This is a genomic window from Bacillus sp. 22475, assembly GCF_052044835.1.
GTDB lineage: Bacteria > Bacillota > Bacilli > Bacillales > Bacillaceae_G > Bacillus_A > Bacillus_A cereus.
The window spans coordinates 20,499-41,784 of record NZ_JBQENW010000008.1; the positions used below are offsets into that span (position 1 = coordinate 20,499).

A 21,286-nucleotide genomic window follows, 5' to 3' on the forward strand; every position below is an offset into this window, starting at 1 on the left:
AAGCTCATATCCTTTCATGATAATATAAAGTGAAGAGGAGGGCCTTCCCTTTAATTATTAGTACACACTAATCAGGTTTTACAGGTATTTAATTTTTTATCTAACTTCCCCGTATGTACTGAATTTTAATGTGGAAATGTTCGTTAATGCGAGATAAAAGAAAAAAGAGGATATATGAATGCTTGTATTAGGTTTTATGTTAATTGGTTTAGGTATTTTTATTGTTTGTCTGACTGTAATTGATGGAATCAGAGAGACAAAGGAACATGGTTTCAGTGGGTTTAAAGATTTTATTATTATTATGCTGGTGCATATTATAGAAATAATCAGTGATTTATGGGGATTCCGATTGCTATTCATATTGATAGGATTGGTTTGCATCGGATTTGGCGTTGCTATTTTAATAGTAGAATTGTAGTGGAAGATAAGTAAAGGGCATCTAATTAAGATGCCTTTTTATTTTAATTACAAAAATTGAATAAGGTTAGAAATTATATGGTTGTAATGGGAATTGAGGGATATGAATAAAAAATTTTATCCCGCATTAACGGGCAGTAAGACCCCACTGATTAAAGTTTCACTTTATTAGGGATTTGCCTTAAACATTTATTACAGTCAAGAATATTTATAATAATATGAACTAAAAAAGGTCCAATTTTTGTAATGTTGGAGGGGATTATTGTGGACATAACTCAAAGCGTATCAAGAATAGTGGTTAATGGGAAAGACCTTTCTTTCACTTCAGTTCAAACCTCTGCATGGAATCATGGACCTGTAAATGATTTAATCGTTACGACGAATCAGAGAGTGAATGAGCTTTATCAATTCATGTGGTCGCAAGTGCCGGTTACGATTTCGGTATATTTCCTTCAAGGAGCGGATTTACTGAGGTTCGTTAGGGTTGCGGGAATTAATGAGCGTGTAACAGGAGAATATGTATATCATTTCATTTGGTGATAAGAAGGAGTCAAAGTAGTCTAGCAGCTACTTTTTTATTTTGTCATTTGAATATAAGCGAGCGGACTAGCTTTATAGTACCCACTGAAATAAAGAATCATAATATAATTTGTAATAAATTATACGGGAAGGGAGCTGAAAATCATGTTTTATTCATATTTTAATTCTGAAACTGGTATGCGGCCAGCATATGGTACATCTATAACGTATAGTGGAGCACAAAGTACAGTCCAAGCTATTCAACAAGCATTGCAAATGCAACAACAAATGCAACAACAAATGCAAATGCAGCAGCAAGGAGTACAACCATATTACTCATCCGTAGAATATTTTTACCCAGTACATCATGTTACACCGTACGGAAGTTCTTTTCTTACTATTCCATATGGAACTGTATACAACTTATAACTAGTAAGGAATGAAGTGGTGTATATAAATAAGGGTGCAGATTAATAGCGCCCTTATGAATAATAAAAATAGCTAGTCCAAACCTTATAAATCAATCTTACATAATATGTAGTAATAAGTTTGAAAGGGGAATCAGTATGTCTTGTTATTACTACTGTAAGTATTGTAAGGAGTATAAAAATAAGCATCATGATTGTTGTAAGAACACTAGTAAGTGTCATGATAACAAGGACAATCTTGTTAGAGCATCGGCATTTAGAGCTAGAAATACTGTGAATCAAAATGTTCCTGCTAATACTTTTGTGAAAGTGTTATTTCAAAATGAACAATTTGATTTAGCGAATGAGTATAATCCAGCAACATCTATTTTTATGCCGAAGACTAAAGGTGTATATTCTATTATTGGAACGATTGGTTTCTTTCCAAACGATCCAACTTTAAATTATAGAGCGCGTGTAGAAATTCGTGTGAATGGAAACGCAGCGATAGCTATAGATAATGACTTTTTTGGTCCAATAAGTTTTGGAAATGTCGTAAGTGTTTCGACGATTGTTCAACTGAATGCAGGGGATGAAGTTGAGATTTATGCACAAAGTAGTATAGATGGAGTTTTAAGTCCTTTAGAAGATGGTGCACATTTTGAAGCAGCAAGATTTCCTTCTCCAATTAAATAAAACTGATCATTAAATGTTTTTTAGTAGGTTTAGTTAATCCCCTTACCAAATGGTAGGGGATTATTATTGTTTTTCTAAAATATATAAGTAAATAGGTAAAGCGTAGTTTAATTTGTAGGGGCTTCAACCTTCTTCAGATAATAAACAGAATAATAAGTAACATGCTTGTAAAAACGCATTGTTAGTAAGTTTACTAGTTTTCTTATAGAACAAGAAAGACGGAATACATAAAAGATCGTATCATTATGTTTTTTCTTTACTATATAGAAATTATATATTGAACATAGATTTGTGTAGGGAATGCTAATACACTGAAAAGAATAGCATAAAGGCGATTACACTATATAAAAACAAAATCAATCCTAAGATGAGTAGTATTGGATGCAACTTGAACATATTTGATCTCCTTGAGTATATAAAGAATTTTAATATATTGTTGGTCAATTTAGAAGGGGGACGGTTACATAAAAAAAGAGCATACATAAAAAGTACGCTCCAAAGAAAGATAGGTTTTATGAGTGGATAATCTCCATACGATAATATATGTTCTTTTCATAAAAACGTGTAAAAAATCAATGAATTATCAATGGAATATCATAACATGAGTAATTTTAGTCTAGGAATGCAGTTATTTTCTTTCTCGGTTATTTTAGATAATAAAGTTGTGAAAATCGTGCATTATGCGGACTAACAACGGGATAGCGATCGTACTTCCGTTACATATTTCTTAAAGTCTGGATATTGCGTGATAGTTTGACATTTAGGGGTGCATAGTTGATTAATTATAGACACATTTGTAATTACTTCGTTACAAGGACCGAAAAATGTAATTTTTAGCTTTGAATTTGGTGGGATTTCGAACACGATAGGTTTTTTTTCCATGAAATCAGCTCCTAATATTGAGTATTATAATTTAATGGATATAGAGTCGTATTAGTATAATATGAAATTTCAGTGGATTTGCTTATAATAAAGAATTTCATAGTAGTAAAAGTGCTTAAAGATGTAAAGGGGAAATTGAGAATGGGAAATAAAATGTTTAATTAATATAATCAATAAATACGCAAATGGTTAATATAACTAATGCATTTTTTTGTTTGTTACATATTATGTTAGTAAGAATGGTATAAGGAGGTAGTATAAAATAGTGGAAGAAAATGTACAAGCTCAGCTTTCGCCACCGTGGATCACATATTTTAATGAATTAAAAAATTCAATAGGTGCTGATCCAACTGTTACAGTTGGGCCGCTTATTCCTGTTGGTGGTAATTATATTATTTTAGTGCATGCGTTAAGCAACGAAAAAGCGAGAGCATTAGCAACGCTTTTAAAATCTTTTGTACAATTTGGGAATGTAAGTGTGACAGTTATTGTAACGAATAATGAGAATGAAATTGTAAATCCATTTCCTTGTCCACTAGATGCATTTGAAATAGCTCATTTATTTCAAGTAGCACTAGAAAATAATCCTTATTTTGAACAAGTTGTGGTACAGCCTCAGTTCCCTGGCGGACCGAATGTTGTTTTTCCGGTTTTCGCTGCGGAAGTCATTCAGTTTTTCAATGACGATATTTCTAACTTATGTCAAACGTTTACAGGTGTTGCTGCCAATGTATTTCGTGATGTAATGAATGATGAGGTTTGTGATAGCCCAATATTATTTTCTACAAGTTGTGTTATGAACAGTGAAAATACACAATTACAAAATAAAGATTTAACACCAAAATTGTTTTATTAGACTATAAAAAGACATTTTCATTAATAGAAAATGTCTTTTTTATGCACCAATAGTGTGCAGATTGGACAATTGTAGGTTAACAGGAATAATCTTCAATTAATTAAAAATTTTCTAAATCTCAAATTTCATGGAAAGATAGTAATTTTAACTTAAGAATATATAGAAAATGAGAAATGATTTATATTAGCTGAAAGGGAATTGATATTGAAAGTTTTAATTTAATAATGTAGGGGGATTTTTTCTAATATCCGTAAAAATGATTGATACCTTGATTGATAGGACGAGATTACATAACAAATGAATAGTAGGGTATATTTCAAATATGAGAATGTTTTATATGGTATATATGTTAAAGTTAATAGAAATATTTCTGAAAGAGAATATATTTTGAAAAACAGTAAAGATTCTTTTTATTTATATTATAGATAGCTAGTTTTAGAGAGCTGAGGCTTACAATAAAACTAGCTATGAATAGGACATTCAAAAGGAGCTGGAATATATGGGGTATATTGTAGACATTTCAAAATGGAATGGAACTATCAATTGGGATATTGCAGCATCTCAGCTAGATTTAGTGATTGCTAGAGTTCAAGATGGCTCTAATACGGTGGATTTTATGTATCAAAATTATGTTAGTGAAATGAAAAAGTATAGTATCCCATTCGGTAATTATGCTTTTTGCCGTTTTATATCTATTGCTGATGCAAAGAAAGAGGCACAAGATTTTTGGAATCGTGGTGATCAATCAGCTAAGTTTTGGGTGGCGGACGTAGAAGTTCAAACGATGGCAGATATGCAAGGCGGGACACAGGCATTTATTGATGAATTACGCCGTTTAGGTGCGGAAAAAGTAGGATTATATGTAGGGCATCACATGTATTTATCATTTGGAGCACGTAATATTGAAGCTGATTTCGTATGGATCCCTCGTTATGGGCCAGCATATCCATGTGATATTTGGCAATATACGGATTCAGGGAATGTTCCTGGGATTGGGAAATGTGATCTGAATCGATTAGTAGGAAATAAGTCACTTTCTTGGTTTATAGATTCGAACAAAGCAAATCAATCTAACATAGTGTATAAACAGCAACTGAATGGCATTGGTATTGCAGTTTCGAAATATCCTGATGGATACGGAATAAATTTATATGAAAACCCCATGGATCCTCAATTTACAGGTGCACTCACTCAGAAAATTCCATATTTAATCTTAACAGGTTATTGGGGAGGCGGTGAGCAAGATATGATTTGTTTAGGGAACGATAAGCAGTGGGCATATTTAAAACATTTTAAGGTGAAATGGTTTTATGCAACTTCGAAATATCCTGTCGGCTACAGAGTAAATTATTATGAGGAGCCTGAATGTATGAATTATAAAGGAAATATAGATGGATCGACATCTTTTCGAGTGTGGGGTAGAGTGGGAAATGCGGTAGATATCGGGCAGAATAGTTGGATACCTGAAGAACATGTAAGTATTAAGTAACTATAGCAGCCGTATTGTTTTTGAGGTGTATGTAAAGAGTCTTCTTACTATACATAATAGTAAGAAGACTCTTTATGTTTAAAAATGGAAATGCATGATACATAGTCAACTCATATGAAATGAATTACATGCAGAAAACACACTGTTTTCACAATGCCTGTGTATAGTTAATTTGCATAATGATAAAAGTGAGGTATTTGAATTGAAAAAGAAAAAAATATTTATTGGAACAATTATTTCATGCGTGATGCTAGCATTATCTGCATGTGGTTCCTCAGACAACGTAGTAACATCAAAAGTAGGAAATGTTACAGAGAAAGAATTAAGTAAAGAATTACGACAACAATATGGAGAAAGTACTTTATATCAAATGATGTTAAGTAAGGCATTGTTAGATAAATATAAAGTTTCGGATGAGGAAGCAAAAAAGAAAGTAGAAGAAGCAAAAGATAAAATGGGTGAGAACTTTAAATCAACTTTAGAACAACTTGGATTGAAAAATGAAGATGAATTAAAAGAAAAAATGAAGCCAGAAATTGCATTTGAGAAAGCGATTAAAGCAACAGTCACAGAAAAAGATGTGAAAGATAACTATAAACCAGAAATGAAAGTAAGTCACATTTTAGTGAAAGATGAAAAGACAGCTAAAGAAGTAAAGGAGAAAGTAAATAATGGTGAAGATTTTGCTGCCTTAGCAAAACAGTATTCAGAAGATACTGGTTCAAAGGAACAGGGCGGGGAAATATCTGGTTTTGCTCCTGGACAAACAGTGAAAGAATTTGAAGAAGCTGCGTATAAATTAGATGCAGGCCAAGTAAGTGATCCAGTTAAAACAACTTACGGTTACCATATTATTAAAGTGACGGATAAAAAAGAATTGAAGCCATTTGATGAAGTAAAGGAAAAAATTCGTAAAGATTTAGAACAACAAAGACTACAAGATACGACAGGTAAATGGAAACAACAAGTAGTCAATGATTTATTGAAAGATGCTGATATTAAAGTGAATAATAAAGAATTTAAAGATACATTTAAATTTCTAGAAAAGAAATAATGATTGCAATCATAATTAGAAAAGGGAACTCATATAGAGTTCCCTTTTCTAATTAGTGTGTGAGTTATAAATAGATAGTAAGACAATACAATATTACATTTAAATATTAAGAATTACAATGGAAAATAATGGATGTTAATTAAAGGTGCTATAATTATTTCAACGAAAGTGGATATTATACGGTTTTCATTATGCAAGTTTGTTACATATATTTATTCTTTAATAATGGATATCGAACATAATTTAAAAAATAATACATATAATGTTTTTGAATAAATATTTAATATGGATAATTAGTAAAAAGCTGAGCATTCGAATGGAAAGGATGTTCTTTTTGGTGTGAAAATTTTAGGATAAATAATGAATCGTATTAAACGCGTCATTTACCACATCAATAAATTAAGGTGGGGGGAATATATGAAAGTAATCTTTCAAGGAGAGGGCGGCGCGAAAATTTTTGAGTCATATGATGAAAATGTAAGTGATTTATTAGCTATATTAAAAGAAACAAAAGGGATTAAAATCGGGATTGTTGAGTATAAAGTGTTAAAGTACGAACTTAATTATTTTCGTCATCCGAAAAAATCGGATACAGAGAGAGAGTTACATATAATAGTACAACCTAAGTATATGTAATGAAATATAATAATAAAAATCACTGATTCAGTTTTGTAAAGTTTCATAGAGTATGTAAGAAAAGAGAGTGTTGTAAATGCTCTCTTTTCTTATGCTTTGTGAGTTCGTTCATCATAGTATATGTTTTCAGTTATAGATGGTTAATAAACAAAAAAATTTAAAACTTTTTTGTTTAGGCAGGGATTTTATATTTGAGTAAAAAAATATACTATGAAGTATTTTTTATACGAATATTGGAGGAGTATAAAATGAGTTTAGCAAGTTACATAGGCTGTAATGTAGAAATTCCGTTAACGGATCCAGATTCTAATGATGTAATTGTTTTTGGACCGTGTTTTGCAGATGAAAGTATGCTTGAAATTATACAAGAGTATCAATTCCAAACAAATTACACATATGAGGTTTCAACTAGTTGGGGAATTGAACTTGTCGAGTGGCAAAACGTAAAGGAAAAAAAAGAAGCGAAAGAAAAATTTTTAACTTTATGCAAGATTATGGAAGAATATTTGGAAGGTGGAGACTATTTCGAATTATTTAGTTGTTGGGTTGGTGATGAAGATAAGGAACGAGTAGGGGAATTGAAATTAAAAATAAATCATTTTAATATAGATGAATTATGTATTCCAGAAAGAACATTAGTTAGGATAGAAAAATAAACATTGAAATATTTTTAGGAAAAGGCGATTTCACTTTGTGTGAAGTCGCCTTTTAGTTGTTATATGCATTTTACATAAGAAATGAGAAGTTTATTTGATAAAGGAAAAAAGTATGGAGATAAATAAAATTATGTTTTTTGTTAAAAAATAATAAGTATGGCTCTTCTCAAAAGAACGTAAGTTCGTGTATAATAAGAACGAATGTTCTTTTGAGGGGTAACCTAATTATAGTTTAGAAGTAAATCCGAGTTTAGTGCGTATTAAAAATAACTAAGGGATAGTATGGCTAAATAAATGTATAAATGATCAAGGAGATAAAAAATGAACGATGTAAAGATACAAAAAGAAGAAAGAGAGTGGGTTCCGTTTACAGTAATGTCCGAACAACTTTTAAATATGAGAAAGATTATTGGAGAGAAATTAAAAGTACAAAAACCGCTTTTAACAAACGAAGCAAAAGAGAGAATTTCTGATAAATTATTAACGTCATTACTGTCTGAGAAAGAAATATTGGTAACATATTTTGAAGATGGTTACATACTAACAAGCTACATGACTGTTGTACATATCAATCCGGTAAAACAAATTGTAATTTGTACAGACGCCTTTTATAAAACTTACGTATTTAACGCTATGGATATTATTGAAATAACGTAAAAGAAGCTGAATATTAAATGGCAGCTTCTTTTATTTCTGATTTATGAGACAAATAATACAAGAAAAAGCAGCTAGCTTCGTGCTAGCTGCTGAGCCCCAGGGAAAGGGAGAAAAAGATAGGGTACTCCAAAATCAACAAGAGCTGTCAAACAGCCTGATTATAGTATAGACAAATTAAAATTTTCTATACAAAAAGTTGAACATAAGATTAGGCTGTACCCACTTGGTTTTGATCTGCAAGGTCAGAATCAAATGTATTGGTCGCGCTAACACCGCTAAAAGTATTAACAACAAAACCAACGTTTGATGCGCCGGAGCCATTATAAGCTTTCGTATTTTCTTTCGGAGAAACGTTGTAGAAATCACCCAAGTTAAATGATCCATTACTATTTTGTACAACTAAATTTCCCACAACTGATGGCATAATTTTCACCTGCTTTATAATAAGTTGTTAACATTACTATATGGAGTTATAGTCCAGATGGTTCATATAATAAAAATTGAGGAATAGTAAAACGTTTGGAGCATGGATTTCAATAAAAGTGTGTTAAAATTAATATAATAAAGTTGAGTAATTTTTTTAAAAAATTTGTATAATTGATATATATGAAAATAAAGGAGGCAAAATGTAATGAAAGATATTATGAAAAAAGTTGATTTAACAGATGCCAAATCAAGTAATCTTGTTGCACTAATTTATAGTAATGAAGTTATATTAGTTGAAGACGCATTTTGTCCAAATGAAATAAAATTAAAGTTTAATGAAATTGCAATTTTATCTGCAATTAAAACAGCTCATATTGCGAAAGTGTCTATTAGGAAAGAACTTGAAGCGCTTTTTCATGATACGGGTGTTATATTAGTGAAACAAAATGTTGATTATGGTAGTAGCCAATCTATTACTATGCATTTTGAGCAATTTAAAAAATTGCAATATGAGATTGAATATTTAAATAAAAGTATGTAATAAGGCAGCTAAATAAAGGTGGAATGTGTTGTGTTGAAAAAGTGGTTTGAAAATTATTTGGGTGAATCGCATTGTAAACATAAATATATTTTTATTAAGATGCAGGATAATGAGGATTTTTAAAAAAGTACATTAGGTGTAATTTATATTTAGCAGTGTGAGAAATGTGGAAAAGAGAAGTTGAAGTGTAAAAACAATAATGAAATAAACAATGAATTTTTAGATATATAGCAAAAAGTAACCATGATGGTTACTTTTTTTATTTATGTATGCAATATCAAAACCATTACTAAAGTATGAGTTGAGTTGATACTATAGTAAATGGCTGAATAAAAATGAAGAGAGTAAGATATAGGGAAGGAGGATGAGGGAAATGCAGAGAAAAGAAATTAGTAAATCTGTAATTATTACAGGTGTGACACAAGGGTTAGGACGTGCGATGGTTGATCGATTTCATGAATTAGGGTGGAACATATATGGTTGTGGACGTTCAAAAGATAAAATTGAAGAACTAAAAAAACAGTACAGTAAAATACATGATTTTCAAGTAATTGATGTTTCAGATTCTCAGCAAGTTAACAACTGGGCAAATTATATACTTAATAGACATACGGCTCCCGATATGATAATAAATAATGCATCGATTGTAAATCAAAATGCACAACTTTGGAAAATTACGGCTCAAGAATTCGAAAATGTAATGAATGTAAACGTGAATGGTGTAGTAAATGTAATAAGAGCGTTTGTTCCCGCAATGGTAGCTAGGAAAGAAGGAATTATCATTAATATGAGTTCTAGTTGGGGGAGAGAAGGTGAAGCTGAGCTTGCGCCATATTGTGCCTCGAAATTTGCAATTGAAGGTATCACTAAATCTATGGCACTGGAATTACCTCATGGCATGGCTGTAGTTGCTTTAGATCCTGGAGGGAGTATTAGTACTCCAATGCTGAAGTCATGTGCGCCACAATATATAAATGAATCACCTACAGCTGAAACTTGGTCACATAAAGCAACTCAATATATATTGAATATAACAATAGATAAAAATGGAGATTCATTGACATGCCCAGCATGCATATAAAAAGCACCTTTAAGGTGCTTTTTATATTAGTAGCACATTATATCATTCACAAAATTACATTTGAAAAATAAAATAAAAGATTAAGGGTGGAATTTATTTATTCCGCTATTTGCTAATCAGTAAGACCCCCACCTCAAAATTCAGCGAAAGCAAAGAATTTAGGCGGGGGATGAAGAAAACCCCACTGATTAAAGTTTCACTTTATTTTGAAAGGTTTAGAAAATATTTAAATAGGTGATAAAAATGAATCCAAGCAGTTTAAAAGTTACAGGGGCATGGTTTCAAGTAGGAGGGAACCTTACAGCTGCAATTGGAACGACAAGAGGATTTATTGGAGAAGAGAAAGTTGAATCGGATCTTGTTATTGTAGGAAGCTCATTACAAGCCCTCGGGTATATATTACAAATCATTGCGAGCAATTATGATGATGGGGAAGAAAAAAGAGAAAATCAAAATATAGGCTTAGAGAATCAAAGTAAATTACTTGATCAAATAGGAATTGAGCTATTAGCATTAGGGAATATATCAAATGTAATAGGAACATATTTTAATATAAATGAACAATCGAAAGAAAATGATTATCTTATTATTACAGGGAACAGTTTACAATCGATCGGTGCTTTTTTAGGAGTAGAAGCAGCTTTGATGGATATAAATGTACTACAGAAAATTATTATATTAGGTAACTCCATGCAAAGTTTAGGTGCTGGATTACAAGCGTATCAAGGTGTTTCAAATGTATTGAAAGATGAGAGAGAAAATGAAGATAGTATTTTTGATAAGAAGGATGAGAGAATAATTGCACTCATTGGTATTTGGATACAAGCGATAGGAACGTTAATTTCTGCAATTGGAGTAACTGCAATAGAGGAAGAAAATAGGCTAGAAAACAATGAAAAGGTTGAAATGCTTATATAAATAGAAGGAGATACATGAATTTTATAGGTACGTTAAGATTAAAATAGTAGTAGGTTTTTTTGCCTATAGATAGAATATATAAAGTAAGAGATATTATATATACTTAATGAAAATTTATGTAACAACAACATCATAAGATTTCTTTGCGTATATTTTGAAAAGGGATATATAAAATACAAAATAAGGAGTTTTCAAGGGATGATGTATTTATTAGCAATTTTTCTTCCACCTGTTGCTGTACTATTTTGTGGAAAACCAATTCAGGCAATAATAAATTTCATATTAACATTAATATTTTGGGTTCCAGGAGTTATACATGCAATTCTTGTAGTGCATGATAAAAAAGCTGATCGGCGTTTGAAAAAACAAATTCAAGCATATGATGAAATTAATAAGAGGAATCGAAGATAATTCATCTGTGAAATATTTTTAAAAGAAAGGAGGATTAACCTCCTTTTTTTAGTGGGTGTTAAGTTTAAATTTTTGTGTGGCGGAAAGAATTTTTAATATAAGTTTTATGGTAATAACTTTTAGATTGTGCATGTAATAGGCCAGTATAAATACTTTCTGGTACATTAAAGAAATCGTACATACCATTCTTTAATTGGATTCGCAAAATCATAGAAAAAGGATTATAGCCAACAGCAACTATATTTTTTGAAATCACGGGAGATAGCTTCATCATTACGCAACTCCTCACTTTTCATTTTTAATAATTTCTTGTAGATATTGAGGTTGTGAAGTTGAAATCCTTATAAATTAAGAGGTATTATACTTATATGCAATATATTAAATGTTTGTTATACGTAATTATAAGGAAGTTCACACGAAGTACATATCGTTGTGCTATTTTTATTTCACCTTTGATTTATAAATAAGAAAATATTGACCATTTGAAAAAAAGGTATATTATTTATACGAGGTATTAAAAATTCACTTTTTACATTCTATGCTTAAAGGGGCAGCGTTATTAGGAAAAATAGAAGTGAAAATAGTTTGTATAAGAAGTATTCTAAAATTTATAATCTGTGAATTGGGAAAATATTGAATGCTCCAGGTCAATATACTTTCTTAATTAAATTCATTTTAGAAAGTGACCTCAATATTTTTAAGTAAATCAACGGGAGAATTGAAAGGCAGGAGAAAGTAACATGTCAGAAAATTATCGTTCTCGAGAGGAACGACGACAAGTTAAAAAGAAAAAACAGCCAGCTTCTAAAACACAAAAACCAAAAGGTAAAACATCATTCTTTCGCAAGTTTTTAATTACTTGTTTATTACTTGGTATTGTTGGTTTAGTGGCGGGGGTTGCTACCTTTTTCGTAATGATTAAGGATGCACCAAAACTTGAGAAAGCAAAACTTGTTAATCCGTTATCCTCAAAAATTTATGATAAAAACGGGGATTTGGTATATGAATATGGAAAAGAAAAAAGGACGAATGTTACGTATGAGCAAATACCTAAATTAGTAGAAAATGCATTTTTAGCGACAGAAGATTCACGTTTTTATGAGCATAGCGGAGTAGATTTTAAAGGTACTGCGCGTGCTGTTCTAGTAAGTCTTAAAGGAGATTACGGTTCTCAAGGTGGAAGTACGATAACACAGCAAGTTATTAAAAACTACTTCTTATCAATGGACAAAACACCAAAGCGTAAGGCGCAAGAAATATATTTAGCTTATAAGCTAGAACAACAGTATTCAAAACATGAAATATTAGAGATGTACTTAAATAAAATTAACTTAGGAAACCGTTCATATGGGATCGCAACAGCAGCACAAAACTACTATGGTAAAGAATTGAAGGACTTAACATTACCAGAAGTTGCGATGCTTGCAGGTTTACCGAAAGCACCGAATAACTATGATCCAACGAAAAAAGAAAATGTTCAAAAAGCAACAGAAAGAAGAAATGTTGTACTAAACTTAATGAATCGACATGGATATATAACAAAACAGGAAATGGAAGAAGCATCAAAAGTTGACGTAGAAAAGGGACTCAAGCCTGCAACTCAACTACAAACAATGCCATACCCTGCATTTATGGATGCAGTTGTGAAAGAAGTAGAAAAAGAATTGCCAGATGCTAATATCGGTTCTGATGGTTTAGAAATTTATACAACGTTAGATCCGAAAGCACAGAAACTTGCTGATAATATTTTAAATAATAATATCATTGATTATCCAAACGATAAATTCCAAGGTGCATTCACATTTATGGATACGAAAACAGGAGAAGTTCGTGCTATAGGTAGTGGCCGTGGAGAAAATAAAGCTGTATTTAAAGGGCATAATATGGCAATTGAATTAGATCGTGCAGCTGGTTCAACGATGAAGCCAATTTTCGACTATGCTCCTGCAATTGAATATTTAAAATGGGCTACGTATCATCAAATCGATGACTCTCCATTTAAGTATTCAACGGGTCAAGAAGTTCGAAATGCAGATAGAAGTCATATGGGTCCAATTACGATGCGTGAAGCATTAAAAATGTCGCGTAATATTCCTGCAATTAAAACTGCAAAAGAAGTAGGGATTAGTAAATCAAAAGAATTCTCTGAGAAACTAGGTATTACATTTAATACAGCACCGACAGAATCGACAGCGATTGGTACAAATGAAGTATCGCCAACTGAAATAGCGGGTGCTTATGCGGCATTTGGTAATGAAGGTAAATATACGAAACCGCATTTTGTTAAGAAAGTCGTTTATCCAGACGGTAAGTCACAAAGTTTTGGACAAAAACCAAAACAAGTTATGACAGATTCTACCGCATACATGATTACTGATATGCTTCGTTCTGTAGTTACATCGGGTACTGGTACATCGGCAAATGTAGGCTCTTTAGATGTAGCTGGTAAAACGGGTACGACAAACTATTCATCAAAGCAATTAGCTCAATATAAAATTCCAGAAAGTGCAACTCGTGATAGTTGGTTTGCTGGATATACACCGCAATATACGATGGCAGTATGGACTGGGTATATGAAAGATGGTAAAGACGAGTATATTAGTAGTAAAAATACGAAAATTGCACAGTTAATCTTTAAAGAAATGATGAGCGAAATGGCTACAGATAAATCACGCTTTAAAATGCCAAGTAGCGTTATTCAAGAAGGTAGTGAGCTACGTATAAAAGGTGAAAAACGTGATTCATCGCCAAATACTAGCGTACCGGATACAACGGAGCAACCAAAACAAGATCAACAGCAAAAAACTGAAGAAGAGAAAAATCAAGAAGAATTAAAGAAACAAGAAGAACTGAAAAAACAAGAAGAACAAAAGAAACAAGAGGAACTTAAGAAGCAAGAAGAACAAAAGAAACTAGAAGAGCAAAAGAAACAAGAAGAAGAAAAGAAACAAAATGAACAAAATAACGGAAATGGTCAAGGAACGACACCTCCAGCGAATAACGGAGGAGGCCAAGGAACGACACCTCCAGCAAATAACGGAGGAGGTCAAGGAACGACACCTCCAGCGAATAACGGAAATGGTCAAGGAACGACACCTCCAGCAAATAACGGAGGAGGCCAAGGAACGACACCTCCAGCACATAATGATGGAGGTCAAGGAACTCCAACCCCACCTGCAACAGTACAACCAAATAATGGTGGAAATGCAGGAGAGGTTCCTGCCAATAATGGACAATAAGAAAAATTTATAGAAAAGTTTTCAAAAGAGCACTTAAGATTTGTAGGAATTTACAATCTTAAGTGCTTTTTTCATTTTGCTACAGAAAATGTAATGTTAAGGGCTGGATAGAAGAAAAAGAGTGAATTAACGGAAAGAGAGGAAAGTCTATTTGCAAAAGATGGTATGTGTTGGTTATCCCGCAAAGTGACTAACTGTGATGAATCATATAAAGTATTAAATAAGTAAAAATTATATTCAAATCTTTAATAAATATCTTTCCTTAATGGTTACTTTAGTTGGGAAAATAATTTAAAAAGTCGAATTTCTTATTTAGGAAATTCGACTTTTTATGTTGAAACTGGAGTGAAGTTAATCTTTATTGCAATGTAGGGGGAATACAGTGATGGCTATTAAATGTTAAACGTGCCATAAAAATTTTGAAAATAAATTGATGGGAAATGATAAAAGACTTGAGCCTGAGGTGGTGGAGCGTAGCTAGGGTGATAAAAGGTAGTGCTACTTGGATGGGCACCATGATGCCAAAATGAAGGGGTAGCTTGACCTGGTGATTGGTATTGTTGCCAAATTGCTGGAAGTTCAATGCCGACATCGGAACTTGCTGTATGAACGGCGGGGGCATGTATTTCGGGTATCGAAGGAACCGCGACAGTTACTCTTGATGATAATACCCACATAAAATAATCACTCCTAAGTTGTGATAATAAATTAGTATATTCTTTTCACACGTATAAAGGTACATATATAGGACTTTCGTTTAAAACATGCGTACAAAGTCTTAAGACTAATGTAAGCTAATGGTGGACTATTTAATATGAAAAGATACGTCTATTTGCGGAGGGAAAAGAGATCAATAAAATGTACAATGAGGGTGTTAATCGTAATATTTTACGAGTGTATGGAGGTATTTTTATGGAACGATTATGGACGAAATCATTTATTCAAATGACTTTCGCAATGTTATTTTTATTTACAGGATTTTATTTACTTGTTCCAACGCTCCCGCTCTTTATTAAAGAGATAGGTGGCAATGAATCGCAAGTTGGACTCATGATGGGAATGTTTACAATAGCTGCTGTTGTAATACGACCGATTATTGGAGGAATGTTAGATCAATATGGTAGAAGATCCTTTATTATTTTCGGACTCATCTTTTTTGGATTAACGATGTATTCCTATAATATAGCATCGACTATTGTCCTTTTAGCTGTTTTACGTGTTATTCACGGAGTAACATGGGCTGTTTCTACAACAGCTGTTGGAACAGCAATAACGGATATTATTCCAGATTCACGCCGTGGTGAAGGTATGGGCTGGTACGGGATGGCGATGACAATTGCAATGGCGATCGGACCAATGATTGGATTATGGGTTGTACAAAATTATTCATTTCATGGTCTATTTTTATTAGCGACGTTGTTATCTTTTATGGCAGTCGTATTATCACTAATAACGAAGATGCCATTTACGCCACAAAAAGAAAAAGGGAAAATTCAGCTATTTGAGAAATCCGTATTAACAATCACGATTGTAGTATTCTTTTTATCGTTTGCATATGGAGGAATAACAACCTTTTTACCGTTATTTGCATCATCAATTCATGTGAATCCGGGAACTTTCTTTCTTGTATATGCAATTGCATTAACAATTGTAAGACCAATTTCAGGGAAACTATTAGATAAGTATGGAGAAGTATTCATCATACTCCCAGCATTATGTATTACTATTTTAGCTATAGTTGTTTTAACTATTTCAAATGGTTTGTTAGGTGTAATTATCGCAGCAACATTATACGGTATTGGATTTGGTTCAGCGCAGCCAGCTTTGCAAGCGGCAATGCCTACAATTGTTGATCCGAGTAAAAGAGGAGTTGCAAATGCTTCATTTTTTACAGCGTTTGATTTAGGAATCGGGTTAGGTGCTATTTTACTTGGAGTTGTTTCACAAATGTTTGGTTATCGTATTTTATTTTCAGGGAGTGCAATTTCGGCATTAATAGCCTTAATTATTTTCGTCTTCTTTGTAAAACAACGATTAGAAAAAAAGAGTTTGCGTAAACTGGAGGAATAAAGATGAAAATTTCAATTGATCGTAAAGCTCTGCAATGGTTCCAGGAAGAATTACGTATAAAGCACGGTGAATCTGTACGTTTTACTGTAAGGTACGGAGGGGATAGTTCAATTCAGCCCGGATATTCTTTAGGGGTTGTTGCTGAGAAACCAGATGGGGAAATAGTGTCAGTTGAGAAGGAAGGTATTATATTTTTTGTAGATTCTGATGATCTTTGGTATTTTCAAAACTATGATTTATTTGTAAGTTATCATGAGGAGATGGAAGAAATTCAATTTAATTATGTAAAATAATAACTTTATTAAAAATGAATAAGTTTTATATAAAAATTATATTTAAGAGATAGTGAAATAAATATCATATAGTAACGAGCTGTATTTATGTACAGCTCGTTTTTTTTATTTCTCAAATAAAATTAGAATAATTGTATATTTGGCGGTGTTATATGAAAAATCTTTATATCTTGTTTTTGAAAATACGCAAAGAAGTCTATTCTTTCTTTATAAAATATAAGAATTATTTTCAAAAAATTGTATTGTTACAGTAAGAAAAGTGTAGGAAACTTATCATTATAAAATAAATTGAAATCTTCTAAAAACTCTGATACATTGAAATAGAAATGTAGTTTCACAATATTGTAAAGGCTTACAGTTATGTGCACGAAGATCTATTAGGATTGGAGGAAATAATGATGAAAGCTGAAGAAAACTTTTCCCCGGGATTAGATGGTATAGTGGCAGCGGAGACGAAAATCTCGTTTCTTGACACAGTAAAAGGTGAAATTGTAATTCAAGGGTATGACTTAATCGAACTCTCAAAAACAAAAGAGTATTTAGACATTGTGCACCTTTTATTGGAGGAACACCTACCGAATGAAGATGAAAAAGCAACACTTGAAAAGAAATTAAAAGAAGAATATGCAGTACCAGAAGGTGTATTCAACGTACTAAAGGCATTGCCTAAAGAGACGCATCCCATGGATGGATTACGTACAGGTGTGTCAGCGTTAGCTGGTTACGATAATGATATCGAAAACCGCTCGTTAGAAGTGAATAAAAGCCGAGGGTACAAGCTGTTAAGTAAAGTGCCAAACATTGTAGCGAATAGCTATCATATTTTAAATAATGAGGAGCCAATTGAACCTCTTAAAGAATTATCTTATAGTGCGAATTTCTTCTATATGTTAACTGGTAAAAAACCAACTGAACTTGAGGAAAAGATCTTTGATCGTTCCCTTGTTTTATATAGTGAGCATGAAATGCCAAACTCTACATTTACAGCGCGCGTTATTGCATCAACACAATCAGATTTATACGGTGCTTTAACAGGTGCAGTTGCATCTTTAAAAGGAAGTTTACATGGCGGTGCAAATGAAGCGGTTATGTACATGCTTTTAGAAGCTGGTAATGTTGAGAAATTTGAAGAGTTATTACAGAAGAAACTATATAACAAAGAAAAAATTATGGGCTTTGGACACCGTGTTTATATGAAGAAGATGGATCCAAGAGCACTGATGATGAAGGAAGCTTTAAAACAGTTATGTGATGTAAAAGGTGATTATACACTATATGAAATGTGTGAAGCTGGAGAAAAGATTATGGAAAAGGAAAAAGGAATTTATCCAAATCTTGATTATTATGCAGCTCCAGTATATTGGATGCTAGGTATTCCAATTCAACTTTACACACCTATCTTCTTTAGCTCTAGAACAGTGGGATTATGTGCGCACGTTATTGAGCAACATGCAAATAATCGTTTGTTCCGTCCGCGTGTAAATTATATTGGCGAGCGACATGTACTTAGTAAATAAGAACAACTGGGGAGTTGTTAGCACCGCCCGCCAGATGGGTGTTTGACCGACACCCATCATTAATAATAACGAATTTTCGACAGAAAGGGAAGGATAGCATGATTAAAACAAATGAAATTAAGCAAAAAGATGCATTATTAGAAGAGATTACGGATTATGTATTAAATAAAGAGGTTACTAGTGCAGAAGCATTCAGTACAGCTCGTTACGTATTACTTGATACACTTGGATGTGGAATTTTAGCACTACAATATCCAGAATGTACGAAATTACTAGGACCAGTTGTGCCAGGAACAGTCGTGCCAAATGGTACACGTGTACCAGGTACGTCTTATGTACTAGATCCAGTAAAAGGTGCATTTAATATCGGATGTATGATCCGTTGGTTAGACTATAACGATACTTGGCTTGCAGCAGAGTGGGGACATCCATCTGATAACCTAGGCGGAATTTTAGCGGTCGCAGATTATATTAGCCGTGTTCGTATTTCAGAAGGAAAAGAAGCTTTAAAAGTACGTGAAGTATTAGAAATGATGATTAAAGCACATGAAATTCAAGGCGTGCTGGCTTTAGAAAACAGCTTAAACAGAGTTGGTCTTGACCATGTATTATATGTAAAAGTAGCAACAACTGCAGTAGTTGCGAAAATGCTTGGCGGAACACGTGAAGAAATCTTTAATGCATTATCACATGCGTGGATTGATAATTCTAGTCTTCGTACATATCGTCATGCTCCAAATACGGGCTCACGTAAATCATGGGCTGCAGGTGACGCAACGAGCCGCGGTGTTCATCTTGCAATGACTGCTCTAAAAGGTGAAATGGGTTATCCAACAGCATTATCTGCGCCAGGATGGGGATTCCAAGATGTATTATTCAATAAACAAGAATTAAAATTAGCAAGACCACTAGAGTCATATGTAATGGAAAATGTATTATTTAAAGTGTCATATCCAGCAGAATTCCATGCACAAACAGCTGCAGAATGTGCAGTGAAGTTGCATCCGGAAATTAAAGAGAGATTAGATGAAATTGACCGCATTACAATTACAACTCATGAATCAGCAATTCGTATTATTGATAAAGAAGGTCCATTAAATAACCCAGCTGATCGTGATCATTGCTTACAATACATTACGGCAATTGGTTTATTAAAAGGAGATATCGTTGCAGACGATTATGAAGATGCAGTAGCAAACGATCCACGTGTAGACGAATTACGTAATAAGATGGTTGTTGTTGAAAACAAACAGTACAGTTTAGATTACCTTGACCCGAACAAGCGCTCAATCGCCAACGCTGTTCAAGTTCACTTTAAAGATGGCACAGTAACAGAAAATGTGGAATGTGAATATCCACTTGGTCACCGTTTCCGTAGAGACGAAGCAATTCCAAAAGTTGTTCAAAAATTCACTGCAAATATGGCAGGTCATTATTCTAGTAAGCAACAAGAACAAATTCATGAAGTTTGTTTAAATGAAGAAAAGCTAGAAAATATGAATGTAAATGAATTTGTAGATCTATTCTTAATTTAATAATAGGGGGAATTTAGAATGGCTTGGGTTGTGAAAAAGCAGTCAACACAAGAGGAGCTTGCGAATCGATTCCGAGCTTTAGTAGAAGCAAATGAAATTTTGCAAATTCCAGGTGCTCATGATGCAATGGCGGCTTTAGTTGCAAAAAATACAGGTTTTTCAGCTCTTTATTTATCAGGAGCTGCTTATACTGCAAGTAAAGGCTTACCAGATTTAGGTATCGTGACGTCTACTGAAGTGGCTGAGAGAGCAAGAGATTTAGTAAGAGCTACAGACTTACCTGTTCTTGTTGACATTGATACAGGATTTGGTGGTGTACTAAATGTAGCGAGAACAGCTGTAGAAATGGTGGAAGCGAAAGTAGCAGCTGTCCAAATTGAAGATCAGCAATTACCAAAAAAATGTGGACATTTAAATGGTAAGAAACTTGTTACTACAGAAGAATTGGTTCAAAAAATTAAAGCAATTAAAGAAGTTGCACCGAGCTTATACATTGTAGCACGTACTGATGCTCGCGGCGTTGAAGGATTAGATGAAGCAATTGAAAGAGCAAATGCATATGTAAAAGCAGGTGCAGATGCAATTTTCCCTGAAGCGCTTCAATCAGAGGAAGAATTCCGTCTATTTAATAGCAAGGTAAATGCACCTTTACTTGCGAATATGACTGAATTCGGAAAAACTCCATATTATAGTGCAGAGGAATTTGCGAATATGGGCTTCCAAATGGTTATTTATCCTGTAACTTCACTTCGCGTTGCAGCGAAAGCGTATGAAAATGTGTTTACTTTAATTAAAGAAACAGGTTCTCAAAAAGATGCACTTTCTAATATGCAAACGAGAAGTGAATTATACGAAACAATTTCGTATCATGACTTTGAAGAGTTAGATACTGGTATTGCAAAAACAGTATTATCAGAAGATCAATAGATAAAGCAGCGAAGGCGATGAAAATACATCTTTGGCAAAATAAAATGCTTGATGTGAAA

24 protein-coding genes and 1 pseudogene are annotated in these 21,286 nt (G+C 32.9%); 21 read left to right on the forward strand and 4 right to left on the reverse strand.

All coding sequences use genetic code 11. From position 1 onward, the window contains the following. Nucleotides 1–178 precede the first annotated feature (178 nt). The 4 genes from ACTJJY_RS14820 to ACTJJY_RS14835 all read left to right on the forward strand — a co-directional run bounded on the left by ACTJJY_RS14820 (nucleotide 179) and on the right by ACTJJY_RS14835 (nucleotide 2,039). Nucleotides 179–418 (forward strand): hypothetical protein, encoded by a 240-nt coding sequence (locus ACTJJY_RS14820; protein ID WP_098391271.1) that lies wholly within the window; start codon nucleotides 179–181, stop codon nucleotides 416–418. A gap of 263 nt (nucleotides 419–681) precedes the next feature. Further along, nucleotides 682–957 carry a hypothetical protein gene (locus tag ACTJJY_RS14825; protein WP_000355695.1) on the forward strand — a complete coding sequence of 92 codons (276 nt, stop codon included), beginning with the start codon at nucleotides 682–684 and terminating at the stop codon, nucleotides 955–957. Between the two features lie 144 nt (nucleotides 958–1,101). Further along, the gene (locus ACTJJY_RS14830) at nucleotides 1,102–1,365 is read left to right on the forward strand and encodes a DUF3947 family protein (RefSeq protein ID WP_440605829.1); all 264 of its coding nucleotides are present in this window, start codon (nucleotides 1,102–1,104) and stop codon (nucleotides 1,363–1,365) included. A gap of 137 nt (nucleotides 1,366–1,502) precedes the next feature. After that, nucleotides 1,503–2,039 (forward strand): C1q-like domain-containing protein, encoded by a 537-nt coding sequence (locus ACTJJY_RS14835; RefSeq protein WP_002182716.1) that lies wholly within the window; start codon nucleotides 1,503–1,505, stop codon nucleotides 2,037–2,039. A gap of 687 nt (nucleotides 2,040–2,726) precedes the next feature. Here ACTJJY_RS14835 and ACTJJY_RS14840 read toward each other — a convergent pair. Further along, nucleotides 2,727–2,921, reverse strand: coding sequence for a hypothetical protein (locus tag ACTJJY_RS14840; protein WP_440605830.1), 195 nt, complete (start codon nucleotides 2,919–2,921; stop codon nucleotides 2,727–2,729). A gap of 265 nt (nucleotides 2,922–3,186) precedes the next feature. Here ACTJJY_RS14840 and ACTJJY_RS14845 point away from each other — a divergent pair, with 265 nt between their 5' ends. The 6 genes from ACTJJY_RS14845 to ACTJJY_RS14870 all read left to right on the forward strand — a co-directional run bounded on the left by ACTJJY_RS14845 (nucleotide 3,187) and on the right by ACTJJY_RS14870 (nucleotide 8,269). Continuing rightward, entirely contained in the window at nucleotides 3,187–3,777 is a 591-nt protein-coding gene (locus ACTJJY_RS14845; protein WP_023521858.1) for a hypothetical protein, read from the forward strand. A gap of 499 nt (nucleotides 3,778–4,276) precedes the next feature. Next, on the forward strand, nucleotides 4,277–5,266 hold the full coding sequence (locus tag ACTJJY_RS14850; protein ID WP_440605831.1) for a glycoside hydrolase family 25 protein: 990 nt from the start codon (nucleotides 4,277–4,279) through the stop codon (nucleotides 5,264–5,266). A 202-nt stretch (nucleotides 5,267–5,468) separates the two neighbouring features. Continuing rightward, a complete protein-coding gene (locus ACTJJY_RS14855; protein ID WP_000727352.1) occupies nucleotides 5,469–6,320 on the forward strand; it encodes a peptidylprolyl isomerase PrsA in 852 nt (283 codons plus the stop codon). Nucleotides 6,321–6,737: 417 nt separating this feature from the next. Further along, nucleotides 6,738–6,956: a hypothetical protein gene (locus tag ACTJJY_RS14860; RefSeq protein ID WP_440605832.1), complete on the forward strand. Its 219-nt coding sequence runs from the start codon at nucleotides 6,738–6,740 to the stop codon at nucleotides 6,954–6,956. 248 nt (nucleotides 6,957–7,204) lie between these two features. After that, nucleotides 7,205–7,612: a hypothetical protein gene (locus ACTJJY_RS14865; protein WP_440605833.1), complete on the forward strand. Its 408-nt coding sequence runs from the start codon at nucleotides 7,205–7,207 to the stop codon at nucleotides 7,610–7,612. Nucleotides 7,613–7,933: 321 nt separating this feature from the next. Beyond that, on the forward strand, nucleotides 7,934–8,269 hold the full coding sequence (locus tag ACTJJY_RS14870; RefSeq protein ID WP_001999741.1) for a YolD-like family protein: 336 nt from the start codon (nucleotides 7,934–7,936) through the stop codon (nucleotides 8,267–8,269). Nucleotides 8,270–8,477: 208 nt separating this feature from the next. On the opposite strand, the gene gerPF is transcribed toward ACTJJY_RS14870, so the two are convergent. Next, nucleotides 8,478–8,693 (reverse strand): spore germination protein GerPF, encoded by a 216-nt coding sequence (gene gerPF / locus ACTJJY_RS14875; RefSeq protein WP_001141569.1) that lies wholly within the window; start codon nucleotides 8,691–8,693, stop codon nucleotides 8,478–8,480. 207 nt (nucleotides 8,694–8,900) lie between these two features. On the opposite strand from gerPF, the gene ACTJJY_RS14880 reads away from it, so the two are divergent. The 5 genes and pseudogenes from ACTJJY_RS14880 (at nucleotide 8,901) to ACTJJY_RS14900 (ending at nucleotide 11,646) form a co-directional block, all read left to right on the forward strand. Further along, entirely contained in the window at nucleotides 8,901–9,236 is a 336-nt protein-coding gene (locus tag ACTJJY_RS14880) for a hypothetical protein (RefSeq protein WP_000651909.1), read from the forward strand. A gap of 30 nt (nucleotides 9,237–9,266) precedes the next feature. Further along, nucleotides 9,267–9,467: pseudogene (locus ACTJJY_RS14885) on the forward strand (hypothetical protein). 142 nt (nucleotides 9,468–9,609) lie between these two features. After that, on the forward strand, nucleotides 9,610–10,317 hold the full coding sequence (locus ACTJJY_RS14890; RefSeq protein ID WP_440605834.1) for an SDR family oxidoreductase: 708 nt from the start codon (nucleotides 9,610–9,612) through the stop codon (nucleotides 10,315–10,317). Nucleotides 10,318–10,560: 243 nt separating this feature from the next. Then, nucleotides 10,561–11,235: a DUF6944 family repetitive protein gene (locus tag ACTJJY_RS14895; RefSeq protein ID WP_440605835.1), complete on the forward strand. Its 675-nt coding sequence runs from the start codon at nucleotides 10,561–10,563 to the stop codon at nucleotides 11,233–11,235. Between the two features lie 198 nt (nucleotides 11,236–11,433). Then, a complete protein-coding gene (locus ACTJJY_RS14900; protein ID WP_000990219.1) occupies nucleotides 11,434–11,646 on the forward strand; it encodes a YqaE/Pmp3 family membrane protein in 213 nt (70 codons plus the stop codon). A 64-nt stretch (nucleotides 11,647–11,710) separates the two neighbouring features. Here the strand turns inward: ACTJJY_RS14900 and ACTJJY_RS14905 are convergent, their stop codons facing one another. Next, nucleotides 11,711–11,920: a KTSC domain-containing protein gene (locus tag ACTJJY_RS14905; RefSeq protein WP_000977080.1), complete on the reverse strand. Its 210-nt coding sequence runs from the start codon at nucleotides 11,918–11,920 to the stop codon at nucleotides 11,711–11,713. A 466-nt stretch (nucleotides 11,921–12,386) separates the two neighbouring features. Between ACTJJY_RS14905 and ACTJJY_RS14910 the strand changes: the two genes are divergently transcribed. After that, entirely contained in the window at nucleotides 12,387–14,885 is a 2,499-nt protein-coding gene (locus tag ACTJJY_RS14910) for a PBP1A family penicillin-binding protein (RefSeq protein WP_440605836.1), read from the forward strand. A gap of 392 nt (nucleotides 14,886–15,277) precedes the next feature. Here the strand turns inward: ACTJJY_RS14910 and ACTJJY_RS14915 are convergent, their stop codons facing one another. Then, nucleotides 15,278–15,562, reverse strand: coding sequence for a hypothetical protein (locus ACTJJY_RS14915; protein WP_063547175.1), 285 nt, complete (start codon nucleotides 15,560–15,562; stop codon nucleotides 15,278–15,280). A 235-nt stretch (nucleotides 15,563–15,797) separates the two neighbouring features. On the opposite strand from ACTJJY_RS14915, the gene ACTJJY_RS14920 reads away from it, so the two are divergent. From ACTJJY_RS14920 to prpB, 5 genes are all read left to right on the forward strand, one after another. Continuing rightward, the gene (locus ACTJJY_RS14920) at nucleotides 15,798–16,955 is read left to right on the forward strand and encodes an MFS transporter (protein ID WP_440605837.1); all 1,158 of its coding nucleotides are present in this window, start codon (nucleotides 15,798–15,800) and stop codon (nucleotides 16,953–16,955) included. A gap of 2 nt (nucleotides 16,956–16,957) precedes the next feature. After that, nucleotides 16,958–17,248, forward strand: coding sequence for a HesB/YadR/YfhF family protein (locus ACTJJY_RS14925; RefSeq protein WP_097961578.1), 291 nt, complete (start codon nucleotides 16,958–16,960; stop codon nucleotides 17,246–17,248). Between the two features lie 395 nt (nucleotides 17,249–17,643). Then, entirely contained in the window at nucleotides 17,644–18,765 is a 1,122-nt protein-coding gene (mmgD, locus tag ACTJJY_RS14930; RefSeq protein WP_440605838.1) for a citrate synthase, read from the forward strand. A gap of 98 nt (nucleotides 18,766–18,863) precedes the next feature. Beyond that, nucleotides 18,864–20,300, forward strand: a complete 1,437-nt coding sequence (gene prpD, locus ACTJJY_RS14935) for a 2-methylcitrate dehydratase (protein ID WP_000598139.1) — start codon at nucleotides 18,864–18,866, stop codon at nucleotides 20,298–20,300. A gap of 18 nt (nucleotides 20,301–20,318) precedes the next feature. Continuing rightward, entirely contained in the window at nucleotides 20,319–21,227 is a 909-nt protein-coding gene (gene prpB / locus ACTJJY_RS14940; protein ID WP_000312640.1) for a methylisocitrate lyase, read from the forward strand. Nucleotides 21,228–21,286: the final 59 nt, after the last annotated feature.

What these genes read in the sequence shown, in the direction of transcription:
- mmgD (WP_440605838.1), top strand. Translation starts at nt 17,644, where the DNA reads ATGATGAAAGCTGAAGAAAACTTTTCCCCGGGATTAGATGGTATAGTG.
- ACTJJY_RS14920 (WP_440605837.1), top strand. Translation starts at nt 15,798, where the DNA reads ATGGAACGATTATGGACGAAATCATTTATTCAAATGACTTTCGCAATG.
- ACTJJY_RS14905 (WP_000977080.1), bottom strand. Translation starts at nt 11,920, where the DNA reads ATGATGAAGCTATCTCCCGTGATTTCAAAAAATATAGTTGCTGTTGGC.
- ACTJJY_RS14915 (WP_063547175.1), bottom strand. Translation starts at nt 15,562, where the DNA reads ATGTGGGTATTATCATCAAGAGTAACTGTCGCGGTTCCTTCGATACCC.
- ACTJJY_RS14840 (WP_440605830.1), bottom strand. Translation starts at nt 2,921, where the DNA reads ATGGAAAAAAAACCTATCGTGTTCGAAATCCCACCAAATTCAAAGCTA.
- ACTJJY_RS14830 (WP_440605829.1), top strand. Translation starts at nt 1,102, where the DNA reads ATGTTTTATTCATATTTTAATTCTGAAACTGGTATGCGGCCAGCATAT.
- ACTJJY_RS14865 (WP_440605833.1), top strand. Translation starts at nt 7,205, where the DNA reads ATGAGTTTAGCAAGTTACATAGGCTGTAATGTAGAAATTCCGTTAACG.
- ACTJJY_RS14880 (WP_000651909.1), top strand. Translation starts at nt 8,901, where the DNA reads ATGAAAGATATTATGAAAAAAGTTGATTTAACAGATGCCAAATCAAGT.
- ACTJJY_RS14820 (WP_098391271.1), top strand. Translation starts at nt 179, where the DNA reads ATGCTTGTATTAGGTTTTATGTTAATTGGTTTAGGTATTTTTATTGTT.
- ACTJJY_RS14835 (WP_002182716.1), top strand. Translation starts at nt 1,503, where the DNA reads ATGTCTTGTTATTACTACTGTAAGTATTGTAAGGAGTATAAAAATAAG.
- ACTJJY_RS14900 (WP_000990219.1), top strand. Translation starts at nt 11,434, where the DNA reads ATGATGTATTTATTAGCAATTTTTCTTCCACCTGTTGCTGTACTATTT.
- ACTJJY_RS14925 (WP_097961578.1), top strand. Translation starts at nt 16,958, where the DNA reads ATGAAAATTTCAATTGATCGTAAAGCTCTGCAATGGTTCCAGGAAGAA.
- ACTJJY_RS14910 (WP_440605836.1), top strand. Translation starts at nt 12,387, where the DNA reads ATGTCAGAAAATTATCGTTCTCGAGAGGAACGACGACAAGTTAAAAAG.
- prpD (WP_000598139.1), top strand. Translation starts at nt 18,864, where the DNA reads ATGATTAAAACAAATGAAATTAAGCAAAAAGATGCATTATTAGAAGAG.
- ACTJJY_RS14870 (WP_001999741.1), top strand. Translation starts at nt 7,934, where the DNA reads ATGAACGATGTAAAGATACAAAAAGAAGAAAGAGAGTGGGTTCCGTTT.
- ACTJJY_RS14850 (WP_440605831.1), top strand. Translation starts at nt 4,277, where the DNA reads ATGGGGTATATTGTAGACATTTCAAAATGGAATGGAACTATCAATTGG.
- ACTJJY_RS14860 (WP_440605832.1), top strand. Translation starts at nt 6,738, where the DNA reads ATGAAAGTAATCTTTCAAGGAGAGGGCGGCGCGAAAATTTTTGAGTCA.
- gerPF (WP_001141569.1), bottom strand. Translation starts at nt 8,693, where the DNA reads ATGCCATCAGTTGTGGGAAATTTAGTTGTACAAAATAGTAATGGATCA.
- ACTJJY_RS14895 (WP_440605835.1), top strand. Translation starts at nt 10,561, where the DNA reads ATGAATCCAAGCAGTTTAAAAGTTACAGGGGCATGGTTTCAAGTAGGA.
- prpB (WP_000312640.1), top strand. Translation starts at nt 20,319, where the DNA reads ATGGCTTGGGTTGTGAAAAAGCAGTCAACACAAGAGGAGCTTGCGAAT.
- ACTJJY_RS14890 (WP_440605834.1), top strand. Translation starts at nt 9,610, where the DNA reads ATGCAGAGAAAAGAAATTAGTAAATCTGTAATTATTACAGGTGTGACA.